The organism is Rhodococcus sp. HNM0563, assembly GCF_012726195.1.
GTDB lineage: Bacteria > Actinomycetota > Actinomycetes > Mycobacteriales > Mycobacteriaceae > Rhodococcus.
In genome coordinates this window covers 393,006-419,938 of record NZ_JAASAF010000004.1, presented here as the reverse complement: position 1 = coordinate 419,938, position 26,933 = coordinate 393,006, and the positions used below count along the sequence as shown (strand labels likewise).

Here is a 26,933-nt window from a genome sequence, read left to right as displayed (position 1 = left end):
GCACATATCGGATCGATATGTCTAGCTCCTCGGGCATGCACCTGCAACATGACCATCCGTCACCTCTACGACCTCGTCGACCGCAACGAGATGGGCACGATCGTGGGTGACCAGGACGGTCGCTGCACCTTGCCGATGGGTGAGCCCGATGATGAGGTCGACGATCTCGGCGCCACGGTCGTGATCGAGCGCGCTCGTCGGCTCGTCGACGAGAAGCACCGACGGTTCGTTCATCAACGCGCGCGCAATGTTGACGCGTTGACGCTGTCCTCCGGAGAGTTGATGCGGGCGACGTTCCGCCTGATCCGCGAGTCCCACGGCGTCGAGTAGAGCCAGGGCTCTGCTGCGGGCCGCGGATACGGAGCGCCCGTCGATCGCAGCGGTGACCTGGAGTTGCTCGACCGCGGTCAGCGACGGCAGAAGATTGGGCTGCTGGAACACGATGCCGATCTTCTTTCGACGAAGATCTGCCAGCGCACCACGGGACATACCGGCCGTGGGCGTCCCAGCGACGGTGACCGTACCGGAGTCCGGCGCGATCAAGGTCGCGGCGACGGCGAGCAGGCTCGACTTCCCGGAACCCGACGGGCCGACGACGGCGGTGACGTTGCCGGCCTCGACGTCGAGGGTCACGTGATCGAGAGCGACAAGACGCTCGTCGCCGTCGGGGTAGGTGAGAGTGACATCGGTCAGGTTCAGGCTCATCGGGCACTTCCCAGGGCGATCAGAGGGTCGACGGAGGTGACGCGGCGGACCGCGAGCGCTGCACCGGCAGCGCCGAGTGCGATCATCACCGCTGCGGGAATCAGGACTGTCGAGAGCGTCAGCTCGAACGGGACGGAATCGGAGATGACCGCGCCGAGCGCAGCGGCAAGACCGGTGCCGACGAGAGTGCAGACGGTCAGCATGACCACCGCCTGCCCGAGGGCGTCGCGCAGCAGCACGGAGGTCGGCGCTCCGAGCGCTTTCAGCACGGCGATGTCGCCGCTGCGCTGGACCGTCCACACGGTGAAGAACGCGCCGACGACGAGAGCGGAGATGACGAACAGGAACACCTGCATCAACTGCAGTGACCCGTTCTCCGAGGTGTACGACCCGATCGCGGACAGCGAGTCGCTCTTGGAGACGGTCTCCGTTCCGATACTGAGATCGGCTGCAGTGCTGTCGAATCCGTCGACGATATTCAGTGCGATCACCGTGCCCGCCGGTTCCGAAAGGGCCGTCCACACCACGGGGAGATGACCGAAGGAGTCGTCGCCGCGTACCGCCGTCACGGTCAGCTCGCGACCGTTCACCGCGACGCGGTCACCGACGTCGGCGGACAGGTCGTCGGCAGCAGTTTCCGACAGCACCGCCGCCTCGGCAGTGATCTGCTCACCACCCGGAAGCAGGCTCGACCCGGCATCGACGGCGAACAGGGATACCGACGCGGTCACGGGACTGTTCGGCGTTCCTGCCGTCGCCCTCGCGGTGGAGATGTCGAGCAGCTCGGCACTCGCCACCCCGGGGGCGTCGTCCCACTGCCGCCACTGCTCGCGGGTGAGGACGGAGTTGGTGAACGACAGGTCTTCGTCGCCAGGATCGGAGAACACGAGGCGATCGACGGGCAGATCCGTGATGGCGGAGATGTTCTGGCGGGCGAGTCCGGCCGTCAGACCGGACAGCAACCCGACCAGGAGGGTGATCAGGACGATGACGGCCGCCATGAGGGCGAATCTGCCCTTGGCGAATCTCAGGTCTCTCCAGGCGACGAACACGGTGCGGCACACTCCTATGGGCTGAATCGGATGGGCCGAATACGAACGGAGTCGGTATCGGACGTCATCCACTGTCGTCGCCGCAGCCCCTGTCATCATCTGGCGACCGTGGTGACTTTCCGGATCGAACTGAGGCGTTCGGCCTCCACCTTTCGACAGATGTCGATGCCGGGCGAAGTCCGTAAGCTGGCTCGACAGTGAATACTTCGACGACCGCCACCAAGGTCCTGGCATGGTGCCTGCACCTGCTCGTGATCGGCCTACTTGTACTGACGGTCGTGCGCGTGGTGGTGGGCGACGCTCCCGATGCGGGCGCGGTGGCCACCGTGTCCGCCGTCCTTGCCCTGACCTACGCAGCGGGGCCGCTGCTGCCGGTCGTCGCACGGTCCACGCGCGCGGCTGCGCTCTGGCTCGTCGCAGTCGGCGTCGTCTGGCTGGTTCTGATGTCACTGTCCGTAGAAGGCGTGTGGCTGGCATTCCCGCTGTACTTCGTGCAGCTCCACCTGCTGCCGCGGCGCTACGGGCTGGTCGCGGTGGCCGTTACCGCGATCGGGGCCGTGGCGGGATTCGCCCTCCACCAGGACACCGTGACACCTGCCGCGGTGATCGGTCCGACTCTGGGCGCCGCGGTCGCCGTCGCCGTCGTGTGGGGATACCAGACCCTGTACCGGGAGAGTGAACAGCGCCGGATGCTGATCGACGAGCTGACCGCGACGCGGGCCGACCTCGCTGCCGCACAGCACCGCGCCGGTGTCCTCCAGGAACGCGAACGACTGGCCCGCGAAATCCACGACACCCTCGCGCAGGGGCTCTCCAGCATCCAGTTGCTCCTACGCGCGGCCGAGCGTGCGCTGCCATCGAATATCGCTTCCGCGACCAGATACGTCGAACAGGCCCGGATCGCCGCTGTCGACAACCTCGCCGAGGCGCGACAGTTCGTCGCGGCACTGTCACCTCCCGCGCTCACGGACTCCAGCCTCGCCGACGCACTCGACAGGCTCTGCACGACCACGGCGGCCCAGCACCACTTCGTCGCCCGGTTCCACCTGACCGGAACCCCGGTGGCGTTGCCCACTGCCCACGAGGTCGCGCTGCTCCGGGTCGCGCAGTCGGCACTCGCCAACACCGCCAACCATGCCGACGCCGCGAATGTGGCCGTCACCCTCAGTTTCCTCGACGACGAAGTAGCGGTGGACATCGTCGATGACGGTCGCGGATTCGTTCCGGACGGCGTGCCACGTCCTGGGAAAGGCGGCGACGGTTTCGGGCTGGCAGCGATGCGCTCACGGATACTCGACCTCGACGGCACGTTCACCGTCGAGTCGGCCCCCGGGCGCGGTACCGCTCTCGCTGCCCGACTTCCTCTTCCCGCTACCGCGGAACCAGCCCCAACCGAGGTGACCGAGTGAACGAAGCACCGATCCGATTGCTGCTGGCCGACGACCATCCGGTCGTGCGAGCCGGTTTACGCGCCGTCCTCGACACCGAACCGGGCATGGAGGTGGTCGCGGAGGCGGCGACGGCAGAGGAAGCTGTTTCTCGCGCAGCGGAGGGTGACATCGACGTCGTCGTCATGGATCTTCAGTTCGGCGGTGGAATGACCGGCGCAGAGGCCACCGCTGCGATCACCTCCCGTCCCGACGCGCCGCGGATACTGGTCGTGACGACCTACGGCACCGATGCCGATACCCTCCCCGCGATCGAGGCCGGCGCAACCGGTTATCTCCTCAAGGACGCTCCCCCGGAGGATCTTGCCGCGGGGATCCGCACCGCCGCGGCCGGACGCACCACCTTGGCGCCCGCCGTGGCCGACCGGCTCGTCACCCGGCTGCGCAATCCGGGGACAGCATTGACCCGGCGCGAGGTCGAGGTCCTCACGCTCGTCTCCGAGGGACTGTCCAACCAGCGGATCGGACGGCGATTGCATCTGACCGAAGGCACCGTCAAATCGCACCTCGCGCACATCTACACCAAACTCGGTGTCGACTCACGCACCTCGGCGGTCGCGGCCGCCACCGAACTCGGCTACATCCGTCGCTGACCGACCGTCGCAGAGGTCCGGGCGACCGGCACACGGGTTCCCTCGTAGACTGCGCCGGACGACACGACCGATTCCGACACGGAAGGTTCGACGATTTGAGCCGGCATTCGGGAGGATCAGACCGTTCGCTCGTCGCGGCGCTGCGAGCGAAGGCCGGCGACTCGGCCGCCGACGTCTACGACCTTCATGCCGCGATGCTGTACGGGTACGTGCGCGGGTTCCTCGATCCGTCCAGCGCGTCCGACGTGGTCCACGATGCCGTGTGGATCGCAATCGAACGGATCCGGACGCTACGTGATCCCGACATGTTCAGGGCCTGGCTGTACGCAATTGCGCGGTCGGAGTGCGTGCGCGACTCCGGCGGTACTGCGCCGGGCTACGTCCCCGCAGGACCCGAAGCCGACGCCGACGCCGAGACCACCGTTCTCCCGCCGGTACACGCGCTGGATCCGGCAGATCTCGAGGCGGTCGACCTCACCGTGCGGCACGGGTTCACCGAAGCTCAGGTCGCCGCGATCCTCGGCGGGGGTTTCGATGCCGGGACTGCGCTCGAGCACGCGAAGGCTGCCGTCACCGACCCGGCCGGACAACTCGTTCGACTTTCGACGACACCGCCGCCGCCGTACCTTCGCGACCGAGTCCTCACCGCGCCGCCCTCCGCAGCGGAACGCGCGGCGATGGGTCGCCGGATCGATCCTGTCGATCGTGCAGGTTTCCCTGCTCCCGGGAAACCACGACGCGCGATCGTGGCCTGGGGCGCATCTGCAGCCGGGGTCGCAGCGTTGGTTGCGGTCGCGGTGTTCGCGTTCACCGGTCGCGCGCCCGCAGAACAGAGTGTCCCGAGTCCGAGCGAAGCGACCCTACGAGTGGACCTCGGGGACTACCCGCGCGACCCGATCACCACTACACCGGCCACGACGTCGGAGCCGAGCACGACGACCGCTGCCCCGCCCCCGGTCACGACGACCGTGACGCCCGAAACCGTGACGGAAACATCCTCCCCGGAGACCACCACCGAACCGTCCCCCACGACCTCGCTCTCCCCTACGACGACCGAGACCGGATGGTCCTCTCGCCGCGACCGTTCCCGCAACGACGACTTCGACAACGAATCCGACGCTGAACCGGAGCAATCGGAAACCGGCGGGGGCGGTGGCGGTGGGAACGGCGGCGGTTCGACGAATACGGCACCGCCGCTGTTCACGTTCGAACCAGGGTCGCCCTTCGGTCGGTAGAGATAACGTCACTGCGGGGAGAACGTCACTGCGGTGTACTTCTCCGACAGTTCCCACAGCCTGCGGGCGACATCGCGGTCGCGTGCCCGCTGCGCAATCCGGGCCTGGTGAGGTGAGCCGTACAGCAGCATGTGCGGTCCGATCAGACCACCGGCCATCGTCGGCTCCGTCGCGGCGTACACCACTGATTCAGCGCCCTGCGCGGAAGTGCGTTGCAGGATCTTCTTGCCGAAACCGAAGAGGCCGTCGAACCATGTGCCGGTGTTGCTCCCGACTTCTGTGGCGGCGTACCCGGGGTGAACAGCGATCGCACGCAACCGCGAACGAGCCGCCGCCAGGCGCCGCTCCAGTTCGAGGCTGAACACCAGATTCGCGAGCTTGGACTGCGCGTAGGCGCCCGCCCTGCTGTAGCGGCGATATTCCCAGTTGAGGTCGTCGAGGTCCAGCCGGCCGAGAAGGTAGGCAGCGCTGGACACGGTGACGACGCGCGTGGTGATGCGGTCGAGCAGCAGGCCGGTCAGGGCGAAATGACCGAGGTGATTGGTACCGAACTGCATCTCGAACCCGTCCCGTGTCCGGGTCAGTGGCAGCGCCATGACCCCGGCGTTGTTGACGAGCACGTCGATCGTGCGGTCACCGAGGGTGCGGGAGAACTCATGGACCGAATCGAGGTCGGCCAGGTCGAGACGGTGCATCGACGCGTTGGGGCCGATCTCCGATGCGATTCGTTCACCCGCGGCCGTGTTGCGGCCTGCGAGCAGGACCGTAGCTCCCGCGGCACCGAGTGATCGAGCAGTTGCCTCCCCCACACCACTGGTAGCGCCGGTCACCAAGTAGGTGACCGGCGCTACCGGTGATGCGGTGGAGTCAGGCGCCAATCGACGCCTTCATCATCGGGAGCATCTCCCACAGCTCGTCCTGCCAGTAGCCCCACGTGTGGGTGCCGGTGGCAGGGAAGGAGAAGTGCGCGGAGTCGATACCGAGTGTGGCCAGGCGGACCTGGAATGCGCGGTTCTGCGCGAGTGCGAGCGCTTCGAGGCCCATCGCGTTGGCAGTGTTGAACACGCCGATCGCGGAGTTCGGGCGGTCGTGCTCACCGGGCAGGCCACTCGAGGCCGCGATCCACATCGGCAGCCCGCGCATCTTGGGTGCCGCGACGAACGGGTCGTGGCGCAGCCACGCGGAATCCCAGGGCGGGCCCCACATGGCATCGGAGTTGAATCCGCCTGCATCGAGCATGGCGATGCGGATCGCTTCGCGCATACCGGGCGCCGACAGGTTCAAGTACCCGGACAGCGAGCCTGCGAAGCCGAACTGGTCGCGGTGATAAGCGGCGAGGATCAGCGCGGCGTTACCACCCATGGACAACCCGACGACCGCGTTGTTGCTGCGGGAGATGCCGTACGCGGCAGCGAGATGATCGGGGAGATTCTGGGTGAGGAACGATTCCCACTTGTAGGTGTACTTCTGGCCGTTGAAGTTGCTCGGCGCGTACCAGTCGGCGTAGAAGCTCGACTGACCGCCCACCGGCATCACGACGTTGATGCCGTTGTCGGCCAGCCATGCCGCATTGGTCTCGTGCTCCCAACCGCTGACATCATCGGTGGCGCGCAGGCCGTCGAGCAGATAGACAGCCTTGTTGCTGCCGTTGTTCGCGTGCCAGATGCGCACCTTGATCTGGCCGACACCGCCGGGTGCGGCGACCCAGTCCTCGGAGAATCGGGTGTACGGGTCTGCTGACGCGGTACCTGCCCCGATTCCTGCGAATACGAGCGCGAGCGGGACCACGATCGCCGCTACGAGCAGCCGCACGAGGGCGCGCACTCCCCGCCGCGTTCCGTTATCGGACGAATTCGTCACACCAAGCTCTCCTTGAACGTTTACCCCAGAAATCACTCTCGTCACACGATATAAGTGCGCGCGAGACTTAAGCAGGCTTGCACACAATCGTTATCCTGCAAAGCCGAAACCGAAATCGGCGACTCGGCGGCTACCGTGTCTCGACGTGCCCGACGCTCCCCTTCCCGTCCGAGACGGACTGAATCCGACCCGCCTGCGAATTCCGGAAAACTGCATGTCGGAGACGGTGGTGGAGTACCTGCGCACCCGTTTTCCCGACGATGCAGCACGGATCGAAGAGAAGATCGATTCGGGTGAGGTCTTCTCCGGTGACGGAACTGTGATCTCACGTACCAGTCCCTGCGTTCCGCGCACGTTCGTGTTTCTCTATCGCGATCCGCCTGCTGAGGCACGTGTTCCGTTCGAAATCGACATTCTTCATCATGACGACAATCTGCTCGTTGCCGACAAACCCCATTTCCTTCCCACTACCCCCCGAGGTTCGTGGGTTGCGGAAACCGCACTCGTGCGACTGCGCCGCGAGCTCGACCTTCCCGAACTCACACCCGCGCACCGACTCGACCGCCTCACCGCCGGGGTACTGGTGTTCACGGTTCGCCGTGAGGTTCGCCGCGCCTATCAGATGCTCTTCGAGAACCGAATGGTCGAGAAAGAGTACGAAGCGGTGGCACCCGCTGCGCCGCACCTCGGATTCCCTCTCGAGACGCGAAGCCGCATCGTGAAGGAACGCGGCGTTCTCCAGGCGCGCGAAGTCCCGGGTGAGGTCAACGCCGTTACCTGCCTCGACGTGCACGATGTCCGCGGCGATCGTGCGCTGTACCGACTGTTACCGAGGACGGGGAAAACGCACCAATTGCGCGTACACATGAACTCCCTTGGTCTGCCGATCATGGGCGATCCCCTCTACCCACACGTGTACGACGTTGCCCGCGACGACTATTCGTCACCGCTCCAGCTACTCGCGCGCGCGGTCGAATTCGACGATCCGATCACGGGTCGGCGGACTCGCTTCACAAGCCGCAGAAACCTGGCAGCATGGAACCACAGCACCCCCTGACCCCGTTGGCAGCACGGGCTTCTCGTCGTGGAGGATCCATGAGTCTCGGCAGCATTTCTCGTACTTACGACGGCCGGGTGGCCCTGCGCTTCGAACGTGGCTTCCCTCACTCTCCCGAGAGGGTGTGGAGTGTCCTCACCGAGTCCGAGTACCTCGACGCCTGGTTTCCCGCCTCCGTCGACTGGGACCTCACCCCGGGTGCACAACTACAGTTCCGCACCACCGGTGAACAGGTACGCCGCTTCGATCTTCCCGCTGGGCATACCGCGAGCGGTTCGGTCCTGGTAGTGCACCCCGGACGAATTCTCGAGCTGATGTGGGACTCCGACATACTTCACTGGGAGTTGGCACCCGACGGATCCGGCGGATGCTGGCTCACCCTCACCCACACCACGGACACCGAGGACGACGCGTATGCGCACGGTGCGGGCTGGCACGCCGGGTTGGAGGTCGTCGAAGCCCAGCTCGACGGCAGGCCGATCGATTGGTCGATGTGGGAACGTGCCGAGGAGCTTTCCGAGCACTACCGCCTCCCGGGCAGCTGAAGCGCGCCTCGGCCCGGTTATCGGATCTGTTCGGTGGGGACTCGCGCCCCGGTGCGTCCCGACACCCCCGCGACGATCTCCGACGCCCACGAACCGATCTCGTCCCAGTCACGGAAGTCGCCGAGCCGAGCCCCGGTCATCCGGACCACCACTCGCTCACCGGCACTGAGTACGGCCGGATCGATCTTTCCTGCGAACGTACGGTGTTCGAGAGCACCTGTGCGGGCCATGGCGGGCGCGACGTCGTAATTGTTGTTCACGGGACGCCCCTGCTCCTTTATCGGTCCGGACGAGAAGAGGAAGACATCCCGGCGTCGCAGGGCCACGGCGTGCTCGTCGAGGAAATCTCGAACCGCGCGCAGCCACCGGTTGCGGTAGACAGCGCTACCCACGATCACGACGTCGTAATCGGCAACACTCGAGACCGCCTCGGGCGCGCGAACATCGACGTCGGCGCCGTGATGACGCAGGCCCGCAGCCAAAGCCGTTGCGAGTTCCGCGGTGGAGCCATGCTTGCTCCCCACCGCCACCAAAATCCTCATTCTCACCCTCCGGAGGCGCGCGTTTCCCCATGATCACCCGGAAATCGGCAGAAGACCAGAGTCCAAGTGCCCTTTCTCCCGGGCTTTGTTGTGTTTCACATCCTGCACTCGGGACATATCGGGAACTCGATGGCACAGTTGCATTCCAGGGAGCACTCGGTGCACACCACCGACAGGAGGATCATGACGCCGGCGAGATCGACCACATCGGTATCCGAAGAGACCGAACGCAAGTACACGGCGACATCCGACCAGGACGTGCCCGATCTCTCCGGGATCGCGGGAGTCACGTCGATCGACACCGACACGGTCGATCTGTCCGCCCAATACTTCGATACCCCTGATCTGCAGTTGCTGCGATCGAAGATCACCCTTCGCAGGCGTGAGGGTGGCGATGACGCAGGCTGGCATTCGAAGCTTCCTGTCGGCGACGACACCCGGACCGAACTGCATCATCCGTTCGCGGCGAGCGGTCCCACCGACCTTGTGCCCGATGCGCTGCTCGGATTGCTCCGCGGGGTTCGGCGGAATCGCCCTGTGGCGCTCGCCGCGCTACTGAACACTCGACGCCGTCGGTATCGGCTCCGAGGGGCCGACGGTGCGCTGCTCGCCGAAGTGGTCATCGACGATGTGACCGCGATCCGCAGCATCGACGACGCCGAACCGCAGTGGCGGGAGATCGAGGTCGAACTCGGGCGGGGGGCCGACCCCTCCATCCTGGATTCTGTCGAAGAACTCCTCGGTGCGGAAGGCATCACACGCTCCCCGAGTCCGTCGAAGGTGCACCGGGTCCTCGGCGACCTCATCCCGGCCACCGAACCCCTGCGCGGTACCGCAGGCTACCTGCGCGACTATCTCGCACACGAGCGACAGACGCTGTTGATGTCCGACATCGCCGTGCGCCGCGACGCACCCGACGCGGTGCACAGCATGCGCAAAGCAGCCCGCCGCCTCCGCAGTGCCCTGCAGACCTACGCAGACGATTTCGCGATCGACACCGCACTCGTCGAGGAACTGCGCTGGCTCGGAAGATGTCTGAGCCCGTCCCGCGATCTCGAGGTCCAGCACGAACGACTCGCCGATCGAGTCGCGGAGATCAGCGTCGAACGGTATCGCGAGGCCACCCGCGCGCGCATCGACGAGTACTTCACCGCCAAATCGATTGCGGCACGCGCAGAAGCGATCACGACGCTCGACTCCGATCGGTATCTGGCACTGATCGACAGTCTCGACACGCTGATCGGCGAACTGTCGGCCACCCCGAAGAATCGCGACAAGCAGCACCGTCCCAAACCCGCAAAGCTCGCCCGGTCGATCGAGGATCTCGCAAAGAAAGTGACGAAACGTGTGGACCGGGTGGCCGAAGCCCCCGACGACACAGAGCGCGACGAACGGATGCACCGCGCACGCAAGGGGTCGAAGCGCCTGCGCTACGCGATCGAGGTGATCGCGCCGCTGCATCCGAAACGCGCCGAGCACGCACTCGACAGGTTCGACGAGTTCCAGGACCTGCTGGGCGAGTTCCAGGATTCGGTGGTCGCACGCGACCACCTGCTCGATCTGGCGTCCGAGCAGGGGCACTCTGCCGAGTCCAGTTTCGGGCTCGGTGTTCTTCACCAGCTCGAAGCCGAGATCGGCGCTCAGCAGGCCGTGCATCTCGAGGCGGCATGGAAGAAGGCATACAAATCCGCACGCACGTTGTGGCGCTGAGTCAGGACCTCGAGACCCGCCACGGCGCGACGCGGTTCCGGGGCATGCGCCGGAACCGTGTGGCGTAACGTGACATCCGTAGCCGATCGGTCGCCCCGTCCCGCAGGTCGCCGTACAAATGAAGGAGACATCGATGAGCACACCGAGCACCAGCAAGGCCGTCGTTGCAGGTGTCGACGGTTCCGAAACCTCTGCGGCAGCCGCCCGCTGGGCAGGCGCACTCGCCGCGCGTCTGGAGGTGCCACTCGAGCTCGTTCATTCGTTACCCAGCGAGGGGATCTTCTACAGCGAAGCTGCAGTCCTGATCCAGTCCCAGATGGTCGAACAACTCGAGAAGGACGGTAAGCAGGTCCTCGCCGACGTCGCCGACCTCGTGCGTGCCGACAATCCCGGCCTGGAGGTGCAGAGCTTCATCGGCCCCGGGCCCGCAGCAACCTCCATTCTCGAGGCCGCCGAAAAGGCTCGCGTCGTCGTCCTCGGCGCCACGGGCGCAGGCAAGGTCGAAAACTTCCTGCTCGGCTCGACGGTCGTACGCGTCTCCAACCACGCACCGTGCCCGGTGGTGGTGTGGCGAGGCGACACCTCCAATCCCCTCCCCAGCTCGAAGCCCATCGTCGTGGGCGTGGACGGTAGCGAACTCTCTTCTGCCGCAGTGGAGTACGCGTTCGAATATGCGCAGACCCTCGGAGCACCGCTCTCGGCCGTGCATTCGTGGATCGGCGACGCCGCACTCGGCGTCGGTGCCACGGCCGCGCTGGTCGACTGGGAGGCCGTGGAAGAGTCGGAGTCGGCGGTACTCGCGGAGTCCCTCGCGGGTCTGCATGACAAGTATCCGGACGTCGAGGTCCGTCGCGTCATCGATCGCGGTCCCGCCGCGAAGGTACTACTGAACCACCTGCAGGATGCGCAGCTCGCTGTGGTCGGCAGCCATGGGCGCGGCCAGTTCGCCGCCGCTCTACTCGGCTCCACCAGTCAGAACCTTCTGCACAACGCGCCCTGCCCTGTCCTTGTCGCGCGCAAGCCCTGAGGAAAGCGCCGGACCGCACAGCGCTCAGGCCCACGCCCCCTCCGGGCGTGGGCCTGAGCGCGGGTCGATCAGATTGCGACCCCGAATGCAGCGCCGAGTCCATAGGTCACCGCCATGGCAAGCGCACCTCCGAGCACGACGCGCGCCACCGCGCGCCCCGGTCGCGCGCCACCCAGCCAGGCACCGACGGATCCCGTTGCGGCGAGCGCACACAACACTGCCACGAAAGTCACTGGGATCCTCACAGTTTCGGACACGAATACGATCATGAGAAGCGGCGCCAACGCACCCGCTGTGAATGCGACCGCAGATGAGAGGGCCGCGACCCACGGGTTCGCAAGCTCGCTCGGATCGATCCCCAGCTCTATTTCCGCGTGCGCCCGCAAGGCGTTGCGGGCTGTCAGTTCCTCCGCTGCCGAACGTGCCGTGGCACGGGACAATCCCTTGTGCTCGAGCAGGCCGGTAAGTTCTTCGAGCTCCGCTTCGGGCATCGCTGCGAGCTCGCGGCGTTCGACCCGTAACGCCGCTCGTTCGGTGTCGCGCTGCGCACTCACCGACACGTACTCCCCCAACGCCATCGAGACCGCGCCGGCAGCCAGTCCTGCCACACCGGCCACGAGGATCGTCGATCTGTCGGTGGTTGCTGCGGCGATACCGACCACGAGGCCTGCGGTGGAGACGATGCCGTCGTTCGCGCCGAGCACCCCGGCCCGTAACCAGTTCAGTTTGGTGGCGAGACCGCTGGTGTGCGGCTCCGCGGCATGGTCGGACACCGTCTCCGGTAGGGACATGTCAGCCAGCGTAGACCTCGCACGTCGCTTCCGATAGCACGGGCAGCCTCACCTCACCAAGGCGCACGGCCGAGTTCCCTTTCGATCCAGTCGGAGTCGGGAGATCCTCCCTTCGTCGTATCGAGGACCACAGCGCCCGGCCACTCGTCCCGCCGGTGCAGTTGTTCGTCGAGCACCGCCGGTGTGGCATCGGAGGCATCGTCTCCACGCGCGGTGCGAGATGCGATGCGCTGCATCAGCACCTCCCGGTCGGCTCTGCATTCGATCTCGATCAGATCTGCAGTAGCCGAAACCGCGACCTCCCGAGCAGCGCGACGACGCTCCAGCGAAAGCCACGTTGCGTCGAGCACCACCGATTCGCCCCGTGCAAGCAGGTCACCGGCACGACGGCACAGTTCCCGGTAGGTGGCCTCGGTACTCTCCGCTGAGTACAGACCTGAGCCGACACCGTCCCCGGTACGTTCGGTCGGAGCCATCCCGGCAAGTTCCTTACGGATCACATCGGTTCGCAGGACAGTCGCTCTCAGCTGACCTCCGATCGCCTTGGACAGCGTCGATTTCCCGGTTGCGGCAACACCACCGATGAGGATCAGCCGCACCCGTCCACGGTCGAGATTGCGCTCTACCTGATCGAGGTAGTCGAAGGTTTTCTCGCGTGAGGAAGCATCACCCTGCTCGTGTCGTAGCGCGGTCACCTTGGCGCGCACCAGGGCGCGGTAGGCGATGTAGTGATGCACGAGCGATGCGGGGGGATGATCGTGCGCATGGGAGGCGTATGCATCGAGCAACGTGCGCGCCGCGTCGGGAGCGCCCAGGCGTTCGAGATCCATTGCAAGGAAGGCTAGGTCGAGGGCCGTGTCTCCATAGCGCAACTCGTCGTCGAACTCGAGGCAGTCGATGATGCGCGGGCCGTCGTCCATACAGAAGATGTCGTCGCAGAGCATGTCTCCGTGTCCGTCGACCGCTCTGCCTGCCGCAACACGGCCATCGAACAATGCTGTGCGCCCCTGTAGATAGCGTTGGGACGCAGTGCGGATCCGAGCCAGGGCAGACCCGGCCTCCCGCCCGATCTGCAGGCGATCGAGGTGATCGAGGCTCAGTCGCCACAGTTCGGCAACGAAATCCGCAGTCGCGCACCGATCGATTCCGGAGTTGTGCGGCGAAGCGGCGTGCAGGGCCGCAACCTGCCGTGCCACATCGTCGATTGCCGCGCCGACATCCTCGCCCCGTTCGATCAATGCCGCCATCCGCCGATCGTCGGGAAGCCTCTTCATGACGACGAAGTGCTCGCACACCTCCCCTCCCGGATCGTGCATGTCGGCCACGCCGAGATACACGTCCGGTGCGAGGCGCCGGTTGAGCTCCACTTCCCTGTGACAGATCTGCTCTCGCGCAGCGCGCGTGCGATTGTCGAGAAAACCCAGATCGAGTGGCTTCTTCATCTTGTGCACTCGATCGCCGACGAAGAACACCAACGAGCTGTGGGTTTCCCGCATCGACGCGTATGAGATCTCTGCTTGCCCCGCCACTGTGTACTCCTCGTATCGGTCCGCGGCCTCCTTGCCCCACTGTGCCCGCATCTCGCGCGGTTCGTGCACTCGGGCACACAGTGACTTGCGCCGTTGCGCCTGAGCGCCCCGTCCGAAAGCGGTAGTTTGCTGTCGAGCGGATATCGAACAGGGGAACGATGCATATCGACGGGAAGCCCAGCGTCGGCGAGAAGAACAGCGCCGCCGGGAACAGACGGGTCGTCATCCTCTCCGCGGCGAGGACGAAGATCGAACGTGACCTCCTGGACCACTGGTGCAACTCGGAGTACGTGCCCGACGATTACGGTGCGGCGGCTCGCCCTGACGTCGTGGACCTCGACTCCCGAGTCCTCACTTCCGAACTCTCCTCCCGAACCGACGACCCGCTTCTCGTCCCGGTCCGGGTGGTGTGGCTCCCTTCCGAACGCGACGGTGCCCGCCGCGCGCGGTTCTCGGATGTCCTTGCGCTGACCAACCCCCGCAACCCGAATGTCCTGATCCAGAAGTGGCTGGTCGGCAGGTCCTCCGACCGGTACCGGATCGTGGTGGCAGCACCCGCGCACCTCGACGATCTTCGTGAGCAGCTTTCCTCCGAGGAACACGGCCGAGTCCCGGACGCGGGGTCCCTCGCGCGTTATGTGACGCGACGAGCTGTGGTTGCCCTCGAGCGCGCCGAACGCGCCGTCATCGGTGATCGGTACAAGGTGCCCCGGCTCGTTGCCGCGCAGATCATGGATCAACCGTCGTTCCGTCGGCGTCTCGACTCGATCGCAGCCGAGGAACACCTTCCTCGAGACGAGGTCGATGCACGAGCCCGCGCCGCGCTCGATGAGCTCGTTGCGGTGCAGTCACGCCTGGTCACGGACCTCTTCACACAGGCCATGCGTCCACTGCACAGCTCGGCATGGACGGTGCACGCCGACGATTCCGGACTGGAGGCGCTACGCGAGCTCAATCGCACACATCCGCTGGTGTTCCTGCCGTCCCACCGGTCGTACGCCGACGCGTTCGTCCTGGGCAGCATCCTCGCCGATCACGACTTCCCCGGTAACCACTTGATGGGCGGTGCCAACCTCACGTTCTGGCCGATAGGCCCCATCGCGCGTCGCACTGGCACAGTGTTCATCAGGCGGAGTTTCGGGAACGACACGGTGTACAAGGCGGCGCTCGAGGAGTACTTCGGTTTCCTGCTGGGCAAGCGGTTCAATCTGGAGTGGTACTTCGAGGGGGGTCGCACCCGCACCGGCAAGCTCCGAAAGCCGCGCTACGGACTCCTCAATTATGTTGCGAACGCGATCCGTGGTGGCCGTGTCGACGACGCGATGCTGGTACCGGTATCGATCACCTACGAAGGGCTCGCCGAGGTTGCCGCCGTGGCGGCCGAGCAGACCGGTGCCCCGAAGAAACCCGAAGGCCTGAGGTGGCTGGCGAGTTACGCCCGCAATCAGCAGCGCAGCGCAGGCAATGTCTACGTGCAGTTCGGCACACCGTTGTCGATGCGAGCACAGCTCGCGGCGGGCGGGGACCCCGACCTGTCCGAGCCGGAGCCCGAGGAAAGCACAGCCCACGACCCCGCAACCAGGGACGGTCTCCAGCGTAAGGCGATGCAGAAGGTGGCATTCGAGGTGGCGGTCGGTATCAACCGCACCACACCGGTCACTGTGAACAGCCTTGTCACCCTCGCTCTCCTCGGGGTCCGCGACCGAGCGCTCACGCTCGACGAGGTGCGGGCTGTCGTCGCGCCGGTCCGCAGTTACCTCGACGCCCGCGGAGCCCCGCAAGGCGAAGTGGAACTCCTCGACCTCGAAGGTGGGCTCGCCAGGGTTCTCGCTGCGTTGACCGATGCCGGTGTGGTGACCACATACGCCGGAGGCGACGAGGCGGTGTACTCGATCCAGCCGGGTCAACATCTCGTCGCCGCGTTCTACCGCAACAGCGGTATCCACTGGTTCGTCAACCGCTCGATCCTCGAACTCGCCGTGCTCTTCGTACACGAGCACCCCAGTGACAACCCGGTGCGCACCGCGTGGCACGAAGCGAAGAATCTGCGCGACCTGCTCAAGTTCGAGTTCTTCTTCCCCGACCGCGACACGTTCGAATCGGAGCTGCGAGCTGAAGTGGAGCTCCTCGTCCCCGAATGGGAATGGGGAACGCCGCTTCCCAGCGAGGGCCGGGCGCTCAACGCGCTGATCGAGACCGGGTTGTTCATGTCGCACCGTACGCTGCGCTCGTTCTTCGACGCACAGCTCGTCGTCGCCGAGCGGCTGGCGCGCAGGGACCCTACGCTCGAAGTGGAGCGTGACGCATTCCTCGACGAGTGCGTCGCGGTGGGACGGCAGATGCTGCTGCAAGGCCGGTTGCACGGTTCCGAGTCCGTATCCTCGGAACTGTTCGCAACAGCTTTGGAGCTGGCACGCAACCGCGGGCTTCTCGACCCGAACGACGACTCGGTCGCGCAGAAGCGTCGTGCGTTCGCGTCACAGTTGCTGGCCGTCGGTGAGCGGGTCGCATTGGCCGAGTCACTGGACGTGTCGAACAGGAAGGCGGATCGGTGAACATCGAGCAGGCACTGCACAGGGTGCGGACGGGGCCGCAGGGCCCCGAGGTGGCTGCGTTCTTCGACTTCGACGGCACCATCGTGCATGGTTTCTCCGGCCTGCATTTCTTCCGTGACCGGCTCCTCGCAGGCAAAGTGACCGCGGCCGAACTCGCGTCGACCATGGTCAACGGTCTGCGCGGAACCGACAGCGAAGCCGATTTCGAACGCTTCGTAGCCGTTGCGTTCAAGGCATGGCGTGGCCACAGCGAGGAAGAACTGTACGAGATCGGGCAACGGTTGTTCATGTCCACGATCGCCGGGCACCTCTATCCCGAGGCGTGGCAGCTCATCGGAGCGCACCAGAACGCGGGCCACACCGTCGTGATCGCGTCGTCGGCATCTCGGTATCAGATCCAAGCCGCGGCCGACGCACTCGGCGTCGAGCACGTGCTGTTCACTCCGCTCGAGGTGGTCGACGGCGTCCTCACCGGGAAGGTCGATGGAAAGTCGTTGTGGCGCAGCGGGAAATCCGATGCGACGCGCGCATTCATCGACGAGCACGGCATCGACGGTCCGCGCAGCTACACCTACTCCAACGGCGGCGAGGACGCCGAGTTCCTCGCCACTACCGGAAATCCGACCGCGACCAACCCCGACCGCACACTCGACCGGATCGCACGCGAACACAAGTGGCCCATCCTGCGGTTCCGGCCGCGTGGCACCCCCGGGGTGAAGGAGGCGGTGCGCACCGCCGCCGCGTACGGCGGGATCGTCGGTTCCGTCTGGACGGGGCTGGGACTCGGCCTGATCAATCGCAGCCGCAAGACTGCACTCGACTCGATCGTGAACATCGGGTCCGATGTGTCGCTCGCACTCGCGGGTATCGACGTGCGGGTGCACGGGGAAGGGAACGCGTGGGAGCATCGCCCGGCGGTGTTCATCTTCAACCACCAGAGTCAACTCGATCCGGTGGTGCTTGCGAAGGTCCTGCGTCACGACTTCACCGGCGTGACGAAGAAAGAGCTGGCGAACGACCCGCTCTTCGGTGCGTTGCTGCGATTCGTCGGTGCCACGTTCATCGACCGCGGCAACACCGAACGCGCCGTGGAGGCACTGGCACCGGTGGTGGACACCCTGCGACAGGGCACCTCGGTCATCATCGCCCCGGAAGGCACGCGCTCGCTGACGCCGCAGATCGGGCGGTTCAAGAAGGGCGCATTCCGCATCGCGATGGAGGCCCGGGTCCCGATCGTCCCCGTAGTGATCCGCAATGCCGGGGAGATGCTGTGGAAGCACTCGACCCTGCTGCGGTCGGGCACCATCGACGTCGCAGTACTCGCCCCCATCGATGTGAGCGAGTGGAGCGTCACCGATCTCGACACGCACATCGCCGCAGTCGAAGACTTGTACCGAAAGACCCTCACGGACTGGCCGATCGAGTAGATGACCGACGACAAGACCCCCGACGAACAAGCGACGAACACCAGCGACACGACGGACACACCCGGCCCGACGGACGCCGCAGTTGCGGGGAATTCCGGGGACTCCGGGGACTCCGGGGACTCCGGGGACTCCGGGGACTCCGGGAAGAGTCACGGCAACGGCTCTGCTCTGACTCCGAAGCGGCGTCGCTACCTGAAGTGGATCGTCGGCGGCCTGCTCGTGGTGGTGCTCACCGTCGAAGTGATCCTCGTGTGGCCCGAGCTGACCGACGGCGTCAGCGGCCTCGGCCACCTGTACTGGTGGTGGGTGATCGCCGCGATCCTCGCGTCGGTCGCGGAGATGACGAGTTTCGCCAGCGTGCAACGCACGCTGTTGTCCGCCGCGGACGTGAAGGTGACGCTTCGCCAGTCACTGGCCGTGGCGCTCGCTTCGAACTCGATGAGCGTGACCCTGCCAGGCGGTCCCGTCGTAGGAACCACCTTCACCTACCGGCAGATGCGCAAGTGGGGTGCGGCCCCCGTCATCGCCACGTGGCAGCTCGTGACGGCCGGCCTGCTCCAGGCCGCGGGACTCGCACTGCTGGGGCTCGTGGGTGCTCTGCTCATCGGCGCCACCACGAACCCGTTCTCGCTGATCTTCTCCATCGGTGGTCTCGCCGCGTTCCTGGTGCTCGTCCAATACGCAGCCAGCAATCCGGGGTCTCTCGAATCCATCGGCCTGATCGCATTGCGCGGGTTCAATCGGCTCAGGAAGAAGCCTGCGGAGGCCGGTTCCCGGGCGTGGCGCAAGATCGTCGATCAGATCGGGGCCGTGCAACTCGACCGTCCACACTCCGCACGCGCCTTCGGGTGGTCGCTGTTCAACTGGGTCTGCGACGGCGCGTGCCTCGCCTTCGCTGCGTATGCGGTCGGTGGCACGCCCAGTCTCGCGGGTATCGCTGTGGCCTACGCTGCCGGGACCGCGACGAGCCGTGCGATCCCGTTGCTGCCTGCAGGCCTCGGCGTGATGGACGCGGTGCTCGTTCCTGCGCTCACGGCAAGCGGAATGTCCGGCGCGGAGGCACTCTCCGCTGTGCTCGTGTACCGCCTGATCAGCTTCGTGCTCATCGCCGCGATCGGTTGGGTCGTGTTTGCTCTGCGTTACCGCGGCGCCCCGGAGGAAGAGGATGACGACCCGGGGCCGGGGCTCGACAAACTATGGCAGGACTGACCTGATCGGCTGCGTGCCGATGGTCCGACGTGATCATGAATCCCGGATTTGTTCCGATTCCGGCGCTGTGGGGACTAGCGTCTACGCAATCGAACGAGTGGAGGGACAAGGTTCGTGGCACAGCACGAAGCTGCACACAAGCGCGAGGTCTGGTCGGGACGGTCGGTGTTCATCATGGCCGCCATCGGCTCGGCCGTCGGTCTGGGCAATATCTGGCGATTCCCGTACATCGCATACGAGAACGGCGGTGGGGCATTTCTCATCCCCTACCTGGTGGCCCTGCTCACCGCGGGTATTCCGTTGTTGTTCGTCGACTACGCAATGGGACACAAATTCCGAGGATCTCCGCCGCTGGCGTTCCGCCGACTGAGCCGCGGCAGCGAATTCCTCGGGTGGTGGCAGGTCCTGATCTGCTTCGTCATCGGCGTCTATTACGCGGTGATCGTCGCGTGGGCAGGCTGCTACACGTTCTTCTCCATCACCGAGGCGTGGGGCGACAACCCCGAGGGCTTCTTCCTCGAGGACTTCCTGCACATGGACGCCGAGGCGACGTTCGGTCTGAGTTTCGTTCCGGGTGTCGCATGGCCGCTGGTCCTGGTATGGGTCCTGGTCGTGGCCGTTCTTGCACTCGGTGTGCAGCGCGGTATCGGCAACGCGAACCGCATCTTCGTTCCGCTGCTCGTGATTCTGTTCGGCGCCCTGGTGGTCCAGGCATTGCTGCTCGACGGCTCGGCTCTGGGCCTCGATGCGTTCTTCACTCCCAACTGGGAGGCTTTGACCGATACCGGCGTGTGGATCGCGGCATACGCGCAGATCTTCTTCTCGCTGTCGGTCGCCTTCGGCATCATGCTCACCTACTCGTCGTACCTGAAGAAGAAGACGAACCTGACCGGGTCCGGTCTGGTGGTGGGCTTCTCCAATTCGAGTTTCGAGGTGCTCGCCGGTATCGGCGTGTTCTCGGCACTCGGCTTCATGGCCCAGGCGCAGGGCGTCGCGGTCGACGAGGTCGTGGCGAGCGGCATCGGTCTTGCATTCATCGCGTTCCCGACGATCGTGTCGCAGATGCCGGGCGGCCCCATCTTCGGCGTGCTGTTCTTCGGGTCGCTGGTGTTTGCCGGGTTCACGTCGATGATCAGCATCATCCAGGTGACTGTCTCCGCCTTCCAGGACAAGACTGGGCTCGGCAAGGTACCCGCGGTCCTGACGATCGGCGGCGCTGCGGCGATCGTGTCGATCCTGCTGTTCCCCACCACGACCGGCCTGAACACCCTCGACGTGGTGGACCGGTTCGCGAATCAGTTCGGCATCGTGGGTGTCGCGTTCGTCGCCGTCATCGTGATCGCGTGGATCCTGCGGCGCCTGCCCGAACTGCGTGACCATCTCAACTCGGTGTCGTCGTTCAAGGTCGGCGTGGTGTGGCAGGTCTTCGTCGGTGTTGTCACTCCGGTGGTGCTCGGTTACATGCTGTTCAGCGAGATACGCGACCGCATCAACGAAGGCTACGGGGGGCTCCCGGACAGCCTGGTGACGACGTTCGGGTGGGGTGTCCAGATCGCGGTGATCATTCTGGCGATCGCCATGTCGTTCATTCCTTGGCGTCGCGGGATCGACGCCGAGTTCCAACTCGACGAGAACAGGTCGGCTTCCGCGACGTCGCTCACCAAAACACAGCAGGGAGAGAACTCGTGAACACTTCCGCAATCGTGATGATGGTCCTCGCTTTGGCCACCTTGTGGGGCGGGCTGATCCTGAGCGTGCTCCATCTACGGAAGCACCCCGACGAGATCGAGTGATCTGCTCGACCACAGTGTCGGTTGAGTAACACACGGGGCGGCGCTCTGGCCGGAGCGTCGCCCTTGTGCTTTCCTGGATCTAGCTAGCCTCAACCTTTACTTGAGACTGAGAGTTCGAACAGTGTTGACACGATCCGTCGAGACCGATGTGTCGAGACCTGATCCACAGGAGCCCACATGACCCGCAGGACCACGCGCCTCCGGATGCGCCCCTTCGCCGCCGCGGCCGCGCTGGCCGTCGCGGCCGGCCTCGCACTGCCCGCCGTCGCCGCGGCGCAACCGGCGGAACCACCGATCGTCGACGCACCCGCGCCCGCCGATGTCCCCGCACCCGCCGCCGACAGCGCAATCGCCACCACGCTCGGCGTATTGCGCTCCACACCCGGCGTCGACCAGGCTGCACTAGCAGCGGCCGAGGCCATCGCCGGCGCACGCGGCAGTGCCGTCGACGCAGCCGAGGGAACGCCCCTCGCCGCGTACGACGAGGGGATGGAATTTCTGCGCCGACTCGGCGTCGAGCCGTTCCTCTACCCCACCGGCGCACCGTTCTGCACGCCCGACGGCAACCTGCCCCTCGGAATCGCCCCCGCGGTTGCCGGAGCGGTACCCGGACCATGGCCGGGTCAGAGCATCGGAGAGTTCTCTCTGGACGTCGTCGACCCTGCCCAAACACTGTTCGCCTTCGTACCGATGGGCCTGGAGGACGACGCGAACGCCGACGGCATCCAGCTCGCATGGCTCAACGTCAACACGCTCCAAGGCGGACTGGTGCCGATGGGCACACTCGACGAAGCCTCACGCGCGGCGATCCCCGAGACGATCCCGGCCCCCATGCGACCGATGGTCGAGGCGGCCATCTCCCAGTTCCTTGCCGACACCGTTCCGTTCGGCGGTGTGCGCGTCGCACCGGTCGACACCGGCGCGGGCACCGTCCTGGCCGCCGTGTTCGGCACGGTACAGAACGGCGAGTCGTCGTGCTTCTTCCTGCCGACCGTCGGAATCGTCGAGGTGCCGGCCTGACACCTTCCGCAACAGGATGCAGCGGGTGGGCTCAGCTCACCCGCTGCATCCGTTCGAGTCGGTCGAAGACCAACCGCACCGCGGTATCCATGTGCTCGAGAACACCTTCACCACTCTGTCGCCCATTGGCCCAGGCGACCAGGGTCGACATCCACACGTCCGCAACGATGCGCACCGCGTTGAGCACCTCTTCGGTGACGACCTCGATACCGGCCGACTTTGTGAACAACTCGGTGAGCACATGACCGAGCCGGTCCAGCTCAGGCGCCGACGACGCGTCGGCGAACATCACGGCACGCACCAGAGCGTCGTATTGGCGAGGATCCTGCTCGAGCCTCGAGACGGACGCTTGCAACACTCCCATGATCCGCTCGTGCGGCGTATCGCCCGGGAGTTCGGCACCCGAAAAGTACTTGCCCACCTCTTCGAACTGGGTCACCATCGCCACCACGAGCAGCTGGTTCTTGGACGGGAAGTACCGGTAGACCGTGCCGAGCGCGACACCCGACCGATCAGCGACAGCACGCATCTGCACGGCGTCGTAACCACCCTCGGACGCGAGCGCCTTCGCAGAGTCGACGATCCTCAGATACCGTGCGCGCTGCGCCGGCTTCAGCCCGGCCCCCGGCGACTGAGCAACCGGACGTTTCCGCGCCTCGACCCCCACGGCCGACTCTTCCGTCATCGACGTCACCTTCCACTAGTGCACGTCCAGGATAGTGGAACGTCTTCATCAAGCCGGAAATACTAGACACCTGTCCGGAAACCCTTCCATCCGACGGTAGAACGCGTTACATTTTTTGCGTCATCCGATGAGAGGGGTCGCTGTGCGCCACGGAATCACCCTGTTCACGAGCGATCGGGGAATCCGACCCGACACCGCCGCGAAAGCCGCAGAAGAAGCGGGCTTCGACAGCTTCTACGTGCCCGAACACACACACATCCCGGTCCGGCGCGAATCCGCACACCCCGGAACCGGCAACGAGACCCTCCCCGACGACCGCTACATGCGCACCCTCGACCCATGGGTCGCGCTCGGTCTCGCCGCGGCCGTCACCTCGACCATCAAGCTGGGCACCTCGGTCGCACTCCCCCTAGAGCACGACCCCATCACCCTCGCGAAAACCATCGCCACGCTCGACCACCTCTCCGGCGGCCGCGTCGTTCTCGGAACCGGATTCGGCTGGAATGCAGAAGAACTCGCTGACCACGGAGTCCCACCGAAGAAGAAACGGACAGCCCTGCGCGAGTACCTCGAAGCCATGCAGGCGCTGTGGACCCAGGAAGAAGCGACCTACGACGGCACGTTCGTATCGTTCGGGCCGAGCTGGGCATGGCCCAAACCGATCCAGCAACCTCGCCCGCCGGTACTGCTCGGTGCCGGCGCCACCGACCGGAACTTCGAGTGGATCGTCCGCTCCGGCGACGGCTGGATCACCACCCCCACTGAACGCGACATCGTCGACAACGTGCAACGCCTGCACAAGATGTGGGCCGACGCCGGGCGCACCGGAACCCCCGAGGTGCTGGCGCTTGCAGGTCGTCCCGACACCGGACAACTCGAACAGTGGCGCGACGCCGGCGTCACCGAAGTGATCTTCGGATTGCCCGACCGCTCCGCCGACGAGGTTGTCGCCCATATCGACCGTCTCGCCGGAAAACTCGGCCTCGCGTCCTGACCGACCCACCCGCACCAGAAACGGATCACCACATGAGTACCGACGTCCACCCCTTGCTCGCCGAGCAGGTCACCAGCTGGGACCACGAGGCCGACGTTGTCGTAGCCGGATTCGGCATCGCCGGCGTATCCGCATCCATCGAAGCCGCCCGCAGCGGAGCCGAAGTCCTCGTCCTCGAACGCACCGGCGGGTGGGGCGGAGCAGCGTCACTGTCCGGTGGCATCGTCTACCTCGGCGGAGGCACCGGACTGCAGAAGGCACTCGGGTTCGACGACTCCGCCGAAAACATGAAAGCCTTCATGCTCGCCGCCCTCGGCCCGGGAGCCGACGAAGCGAAGATCTCCGAATACTGCAACGGCAGCGTCGAACACTACAACTGGCTCGTGGACAACGGTGTCGTGTTCAAAGAGAGCTTCTGGGGCGAACCGGGGTGGGAGATCCCCGGCGACGACGGCCTCATGTTCTCCGGCGGAGAGAACTCCGCGCCGTTCAACGAAATCGCCACGCCCGCACCGCGTGGGCACGTCCCGCAGATGACCGACAAGCGCACCGGGGAAAAGGGCGGCGGCTTCAAACTCATGGAGCCGCTGTCGAAGGTGGCAGAAGAACTCGGTGTCCGAGCCGAATACGACGTACGCGTGCAGCGACTCATCATCGACGGGGACGGACGCGTCGTGGGCCTCGCGGCCAAGCAATACGGCAAGGACGTCCACGTCCGGGCGCGGCGAGGCGTCGTCCTGGCCACCGGCAGCTTCGCGTACAACAAAGACATGGTCGCCACCTATGCGCCACAGCTGAACGGCCGTCCCGCCGCGGCCATCGAGGAACACGACGGTCGCGCCATCCGCATGGCACAGGCGCTCGGCGCCGACCTCGCGCACATGGACGCGACAGAGGTCGCCTTCTTCGGCGACCCACAGCTGATGGCGCGCGGAATACTGGTCAACGCCCGCGGCCAGCGCTACGTCCCCGAAGACACCTACCCCGGCCGTATCGGACAGCAGACACTGCTCAAGAACGACAATCAGGCATACCTGATCATCGACGAGAGCGCATACGAAGAAGGATGCGCCACAGTCAGTTCCACTCCGTACTTCCGGTTCCAGCCCAAGTGGGTGGCCGAGACGGTGGAGGAACTCGAATCCGACATGGGACTGCCGGCCGGCACGCTGCAGTCCACCGTGGACGTCTACAACCGGCACGCAGCCGACGGCTCCGACCCGGTGCTCGGCAAGAAGACCGAATGGGTCAAGCCCATCGGCACGCCCGTCGCCGCACTGGATCTGCGCAACTGCACCGCCGGATTCACCCTCGGTGGTCTGCGCACCACTGTCGACTCCGAAGTCCTGCACGTCTCGGGTGAGCCGATCCCCGGGCTCTACGCGGCGGGCCGCTGCACATCGGGCGTGTGCGCCTGGGGTTATGCGAGCGGCACCTCGCTCGGCGACGGCAGCTTCTTCGGCCGACGCGCAGGAATCTCTGCCGCCAAGGGCTGACGCCCCCTCTCCCGCGCTTTCGACCGAATGTCACCTTTGGCCACTCACATCGACCAAAGGTGACATTCGGTTATTCTGCAACGGTCAGAACACGCTGCCGAGATCGCGGGCGACGATGTCGTCCGCGCCGTACTCGGCCAGCGCCGCGATCGTCATCGACGGATTGCATGCGCCCGTCGACCCCGGGATCTTCGCACCATCCACGACGTACAGTCCCCGCTGGCCGAGAACACGGCCTGCGTCGTCGCACACCGTGTCTAGCGGTGCCCCACCCAAGGGATGAAACGTGTTGATGTCCACAGCATTGACGTCGATCATGATCGCCGTCGGACCCACGATGCGACGGATTCGTGATTCGATCGCACGCGTGAGCGCGCGGTCGTAGGCCTCGTCCCAATTCAGTACCGCGTCGTCACGGCCGGCGTCGTAGTTCCACCTGCCGAGTCCCTTCACCACTCCGAGCCCGATCACCGAGGTCGTCCCGATATCGGCCGGGAACGGCACCGGTCCCGTGACGATCATCAGCGCACCCGCAGGGTCGGAATGGTCGCGCATGCCGACACACGCCGGCCCGCCTTGGAATGCCCCGGGACTTGCCAGGGGGGATGTCACCGAGAAGACTCTGTCACCGTTGTTTCCCCAGCCTGTTCCCACCGCATCGGGGAGATCCGTGATCAGACCCTTGCCGTGCGCCTTCATCAGCAGGCGGGTCGTCCCCGCCGACCCGGCTCCGAGGAACAGCGCGTCGGACACGATCCGCTTGCGCTCCAGCACGGTTCCGTCGGTGTGAATCCGGTCGACGTGCGTGATCCACGTTCCATCCGGTCCACGCTCGATATCGTTGACCCGGTGGAGGATCACGACATCGACGTGACCCGTCGCCTCCGCTTCCGCGAGATAGGTGACGTCGACGGAGAACTTACCGCCGTTGTTGACCCCGTAGATGACATCGCCGGTCGTGTACGACGGATTCAGTTCGCCGGTGAGTTCGCGGCGCGCGAAGTCCCAATCGATCGACATCGGCACCCGGAACGTCTCGTACCCTTCCGCTTCCGCGCGGTCGAGGAATACTCGCGACGATCGGTACCGTTCGTGGCCGAGCACATCGTCCGGAATGGTCGCCATCCGCAGCATCCGCTCGACACGGCGATAATACTCGGAATCGAGGCGGTCGTAGTCGATCGACGACGACACCGATTGCGCAAAACGTTCACCATCGGGCTGCAACGTCATTCCGTGGTAGGCGAGAGAACTACCACCCACCCCTGCTCCGCACAGGATGTCCATCCCGTCGCCGGGAACGCGTTCGATGAGTCCGGTGAACGACTCCGTCGGGACGGGCGGTGTTCCCGGCATGACCGGAATCGGCGACAACCAGGACATTCGACGATCAGGGTGGAGCATACGCGGGAACGTCTCGGCATTCGGCCCTGTCGGCCACCGGATGCCACGTTCCATGACGACGGTCTGTACCCCCGCACGCCCGAGGTGCATCGCAGTGATCGCACCACCGAACCCGCTTCCGATGACGACAGCGCGGTGGCGTTCCTCGGTGACCTCGGCGCGAGCGCGCGGAACCGCGGTCAAGGTCAAACCCACCGCCGCGACTGCGGCACCGCCCAGAAAAGCCCTGCGAGACAGCGTAGTACTCAAGGTCCCC

The 26,933-nt window shown here is 65.6% G+C and carries 24 protein-coding genes; 15 read left to right on the top strand and 9 right to left on the bottom strand.

Translation table 11 applies throughout. The features are described 5' to 3' along the window. Positions 1-21: 21 nt before the first annotated feature. Together HCA61_RS11775 and HCA61_RS11770 are read right to left on the bottom strand one after the other, a co-directional pair. Positions 22-705, bottom strand: coding sequence for an ABC transporter ATP-binding protein (locus tag HCA61_RS11775; protein ID WP_169688356.1), 684 nt, complete (start codon positions 703-705; stop codon positions 22-24). After that, the gene (locus tag HCA61_RS11770; protein WP_169688467.1) at positions 702-1,757 is read right to left on the bottom strand and encodes an ABC transporter permease; all 1,056 of its coding nucleotides are present in this window, start codon (positions 1,755-1,757) and stop codon (positions 702-704) included. Before HCA61_RS11770 ends, HCA61_RS11775 begins: the two co-directional genes overlap by 4 nt. Positions 1,758-1,954: 197 nt before the next feature. Between HCA61_RS11770 and HCA61_RS11765 the strand changes: the two genes are divergently transcribed. From HCA61_RS11765 to HCA61_RS11755, 3 genes are all read left to right on the top strand, one after another. After that, positions 1,955-3,166: a sensor histidine kinase gene (locus HCA61_RS11765; RefSeq protein WP_169688355.1), complete on the top strand. Its 1,212-nt coding sequence runs from the start codon at positions 1,955-1,957 to the stop codon at positions 3,164-3,166. Further along, on the top strand, positions 3,163-3,798 hold the full coding sequence (locus HCA61_RS11760; protein ID WP_169688354.1) for a response regulator transcription factor: 636 nt from the start codon (positions 3,163-3,165) through the stop codon (positions 3,796-3,798). The genes HCA61_RS11765 and HCA61_RS11760 overlap by 4 nt, the downstream gene beginning before the upstream one ends. A 95-nt stretch (positions 3,799-3,893) precedes the next feature. Further along, positions 3,894-5,033: a sigma-70 family RNA polymerase sigma factor gene (locus HCA61_RS11755; RefSeq protein WP_169688353.1), complete on the top strand. Its 1,140-nt coding sequence runs from the start codon at positions 3,894-3,896 to the stop codon at positions 5,031-5,033. A gap of 8 nt (positions 5,034-5,041) precedes the next feature. Here the strand turns inward: HCA61_RS11755 and HCA61_RS11750 are convergent, their stop codons facing one another. Then, on the bottom strand, positions 5,042-5,911 hold the full coding sequence (locus HCA61_RS11750; protein ID WP_169688352.1) for an oxidoreductase: 870 nt from the start codon (positions 5,909-5,911) through the stop codon (positions 5,042-5,044). Continuing rightward, positions 5,901-6,893 carry an alpha/beta hydrolase family protein gene (locus HCA61_RS11745; protein WP_247272754.1) on the bottom strand — a complete coding sequence of 331 codons (993 nt, stop codon included), beginning with the start codon at positions 6,891-6,893 and terminating at the stop codon, positions 5,901-5,903. Before HCA61_RS11745 ends, HCA61_RS11750 begins: the two co-directional genes overlap by 11 nt. A 145-nt stretch (positions 6,894-7,038) precedes the next feature. Here HCA61_RS11745 and HCA61_RS11740 point away from each other — a divergent pair, with 145 nt between their 5' ends. Beyond that, entirely contained in the window at positions 7,039-7,950 is a 912-nt protein-coding gene (locus HCA61_RS11740; RefSeq protein WP_169688351.1) for a pseudouridine synthase, read from the top strand. Positions 7,951-7,988: 38 nt separating this feature from the next. Continuing rightward, positions 7,989-8,495 (top strand): SRPBCC family protein, encoded by a 507-nt coding sequence (locus HCA61_RS11735; RefSeq protein WP_169688350.1) that lies wholly within the window; start codon positions 7,989-7,991, stop codon positions 8,493-8,495. Positions 8,496-8,512: 17 nt separating this feature from the next. Here the strand turns inward: HCA61_RS11735 and HCA61_RS11730 are convergent, their stop codons facing one another. Beyond that, positions 8,513-9,037 (bottom strand): flavodoxin domain-containing protein, encoded by a 525-nt coding sequence (locus tag HCA61_RS11730; protein WP_169688349.1) that lies wholly within the window; start codon positions 9,035-9,037, stop codon positions 8,513-8,515. Positions 9,038-9,220: 183 nt separating this feature from the next. On the opposite strand from HCA61_RS11730, the gene HCA61_RS11725 reads away from it, so the two are divergent. Together HCA61_RS11725 and HCA61_RS11720 are read left to right on the top strand one after the other, a co-directional pair. Then, the gene (locus tag HCA61_RS11725; RefSeq protein WP_169688348.1) at positions 9,221-10,747 is read left to right on the top strand and encodes a CYTH and CHAD domain-containing protein; all 1,527 of its coding nucleotides are present in this window, start codon (positions 9,221-9,223) and stop codon (positions 10,745-10,747) included. A gap of 133 nt (positions 10,748-10,880) precedes the next feature. After that, positions 10,881-11,774 carry a universal stress protein gene (locus HCA61_RS11720; RefSeq protein WP_169688347.1) on the top strand — a complete coding sequence of 298 codons (894 nt, stop codon included), beginning with the start codon at positions 10,881-10,883 and terminating at the stop codon, positions 11,772-11,774. A gap of 68 nt (positions 11,775-11,842) precedes the next feature. On the opposite strand, the gene HCA61_RS11715 is transcribed toward HCA61_RS11720, so the two are convergent. Both HCA61_RS11715 and HCA61_RS11710 read right to left on the bottom strand, forming a co-directional pair. Then, complete coding sequence (locus tag HCA61_RS11715) at positions 11,843-12,565, bottom strand: VIT family protein (RefSeq protein ID WP_169688346.1); 723 nt, start codon at positions 12,563-12,565, stop codon at positions 11,843-11,845. A gap of 53 nt (positions 12,566-12,618) precedes the next feature. Next, the gene (locus tag HCA61_RS11710) at positions 12,619-14,163 is read right to left on the bottom strand and encodes an AAA family ATPase (protein WP_346777549.1); all 1,545 of its coding nucleotides are present in this window, start codon (positions 14,161-14,163) and stop codon (positions 12,619-12,621) included. 89 nt (positions 14,164-14,252) lie between these two features. On the opposite strand from HCA61_RS11710, the gene HCA61_RS11705 reads away from it, so the two are divergent. The 6 genes from HCA61_RS11705 to HCA61_RS11680 all read left to right on the top strand — a co-directional run bounded on the left by HCA61_RS11705 (position 14,253) and on the right by HCA61_RS11680 (position 22,098). Continuing rightward, positions 14,253-16,649 carry a glycerol-3-phosphate 1-O-acyltransferase gene (locus HCA61_RS11705; RefSeq protein WP_169688345.1) on the top strand — a complete coding sequence of 799 codons (2,397 nt, stop codon included), beginning with the start codon at positions 14,253-14,255 and terminating at the stop codon, positions 16,647-16,649. Beyond that, positions 16,646-18,076, top strand: coding sequence for an HAD-IB family hydrolase (locus HCA61_RS11700; RefSeq protein WP_169688344.1), 1,431 nt, complete (start codon positions 16,646-16,648; stop codon positions 18,074-18,076). Before HCA61_RS11705 ends, HCA61_RS11700 begins: the two co-directional genes overlap by 4 nt. Then, positions 18,077-19,285: a YbhN family protein gene (locus HCA61_RS11695; protein ID WP_169688343.1), complete on the top strand. Its 1,209-nt coding sequence runs from the start codon at positions 18,077-18,079 to the stop codon at positions 19,283-19,285. Between the two features lie 114 nt (positions 19,286-19,399). Further along, positions 19,400-20,974, top strand: a complete 1,575-nt coding sequence (locus HCA61_RS11690) for a sodium-dependent transporter (RefSeq protein WP_169688342.1) — start codon at positions 19,400-19,402, stop codon at positions 20,972-20,974. Continuing rightward, the gene (locus tag HCA61_RS26820) at positions 20,971-21,078 is read left to right on the top strand and encodes a methionine/alanine import family NSS transporter small subunit (RefSeq protein WP_169688341.1); all 108 of its coding nucleotides are present in this window, start codon (positions 20,971-20,973) and stop codon (positions 21,076-21,078) included. Before HCA61_RS11690 ends, HCA61_RS26820 begins: the two co-directional genes overlap by 4 nt. A 177-nt stretch (positions 21,079-21,255) precedes the next feature. Beyond that, positions 21,256-22,098: a hypothetical protein gene (locus HCA61_RS11680; RefSeq protein ID WP_169688340.1), complete on the top strand. Its 843-nt coding sequence runs from the start codon at positions 21,256-21,258 to the stop codon at positions 22,096-22,098. Between the two features lie 31 nt (positions 22,099-22,129). On the opposite strand, the gene HCA61_RS11675 is transcribed toward HCA61_RS11680, so the two are convergent. Further along, positions 22,130-22,783, bottom strand: coding sequence for a TetR family transcriptional regulator (locus HCA61_RS11675; protein WP_169688339.1), 654 nt, complete (start codon positions 22,781-22,783; stop codon positions 22,130-22,132). 142 nt (positions 22,784-22,925) lie between these two features. Between HCA61_RS11675 and HCA61_RS11670 the strand changes: the two genes are divergently transcribed. Both HCA61_RS11670 and HCA61_RS11665 read left to right on the top strand, forming a co-directional pair. Continuing rightward, on the top strand, positions 22,926-23,777 hold the full coding sequence (locus HCA61_RS11670; protein WP_169688464.1) for an LLM class F420-dependent oxidoreductase: 852 nt from the start codon (positions 22,926-22,928) through the stop codon (positions 23,775-23,777). 32 nt (positions 23,778-23,809) lie between these two features. Further along, the gene (locus HCA61_RS11665) at positions 23,810-25,273 is read left to right on the top strand and encodes an FAD-dependent oxidoreductase (protein ID WP_169688338.1); all 1,464 of its coding nucleotides are present in this window, start codon (positions 23,810-23,812) and stop codon (positions 25,271-25,273) included. Between the two features lie 84 nt (positions 25,274-25,357). On the opposite strand, the gene HCA61_RS11660 is transcribed toward HCA61_RS11665, so the two are convergent. Further along, positions 25,358-26,926 (bottom strand): GMC oxidoreductase, encoded by a 1,569-nt coding sequence (locus HCA61_RS11660; RefSeq protein WP_169688337.1) that lies wholly within the window; start codon positions 26,924-26,926, stop codon positions 25,358-25,360. Positions 26,927-26,933: the final 7 nt, after the last annotated feature.

What these genes read in the sequence shown, in the direction of transcription:
- HCA61_RS11775 (WP_169688356.1), bottom strand. Translation starts at nt 705, where the DNA reads ATGAGCCTGAACCTGACCGATGTCACTCTCACCTACCCCGACGGCGAC.
- HCA61_RS11735 (WP_169688350.1), top strand. Translation starts at nt 7,989, where the DNA reads ATGAGTCTCGGCAGCATTTCTCGTACTTACGACGGCCGGGTGGCCCTG.
- HCA61_RS11730 (WP_169688349.1), bottom strand. Translation starts at nt 9,037, where the DNA reads ATGAGGATTTTGGTGGCGGTGGGGAGCAAGCATGGCTCCACCGCGGAA.
- HCA61_RS11725 (WP_169688348.1), top strand. Translation starts at nt 9,221, where the DNA reads ATGACGCCGGCGAGATCGACCACATCGGTATCCGAAGAGACCGAACGC.
- HCA61_RS11720 (WP_169688347.1), top strand. Translation starts at nt 10,881, where the DNA reads ATGAGCACACCGAGCACCAGCAAGGCCGTCGTTGCAGGTGTCGACGGT.
- HCA61_RS11715 (WP_169688346.1), bottom strand. Translation starts at nt 12,565, where the DNA reads ATGTCCCTACCGGAGACGGTGTCCGACCATGCCGCGGAGCCGCACACC.
- HCA61_RS11705 (WP_169688345.1), top strand. Translation starts at nt 14,253, where the DNA reads ATGCATATCGACGGGAAGCCCAGCGTCGGCGAGAAGAACAGCGCCGCC.
- HCA61_RS11695 (WP_169688343.1), top strand. Translation starts at nt 18,077, where the DNA reads ATGACCGACGACAAGACCCCCGACGAACAAGCGACGAACACCAGCGAC.
- HCA61_RS11680 (WP_169688340.1), top strand. Translation starts at nt 21,256, where the DNA reads ATGACCCGCAGGACCACGCGCCTCCGGATGCGCCCCTTCGCCGCCGCG.
- HCA61_RS11675 (WP_169688339.1), bottom strand. Translation starts at nt 22,783, where the DNA reads ATGACGGAAGAGTCGGCCGTGGGGGTCGAGGCGCGGAAACGTCCGGTT.
- HCA61_RS11665 (WP_169688338.1), top strand. Translation starts at nt 23,810, where the DNA reads ATGAGTACCGACGTCCACCCCTTGCTCGCCGAGCAGGTCACCAGCTGG.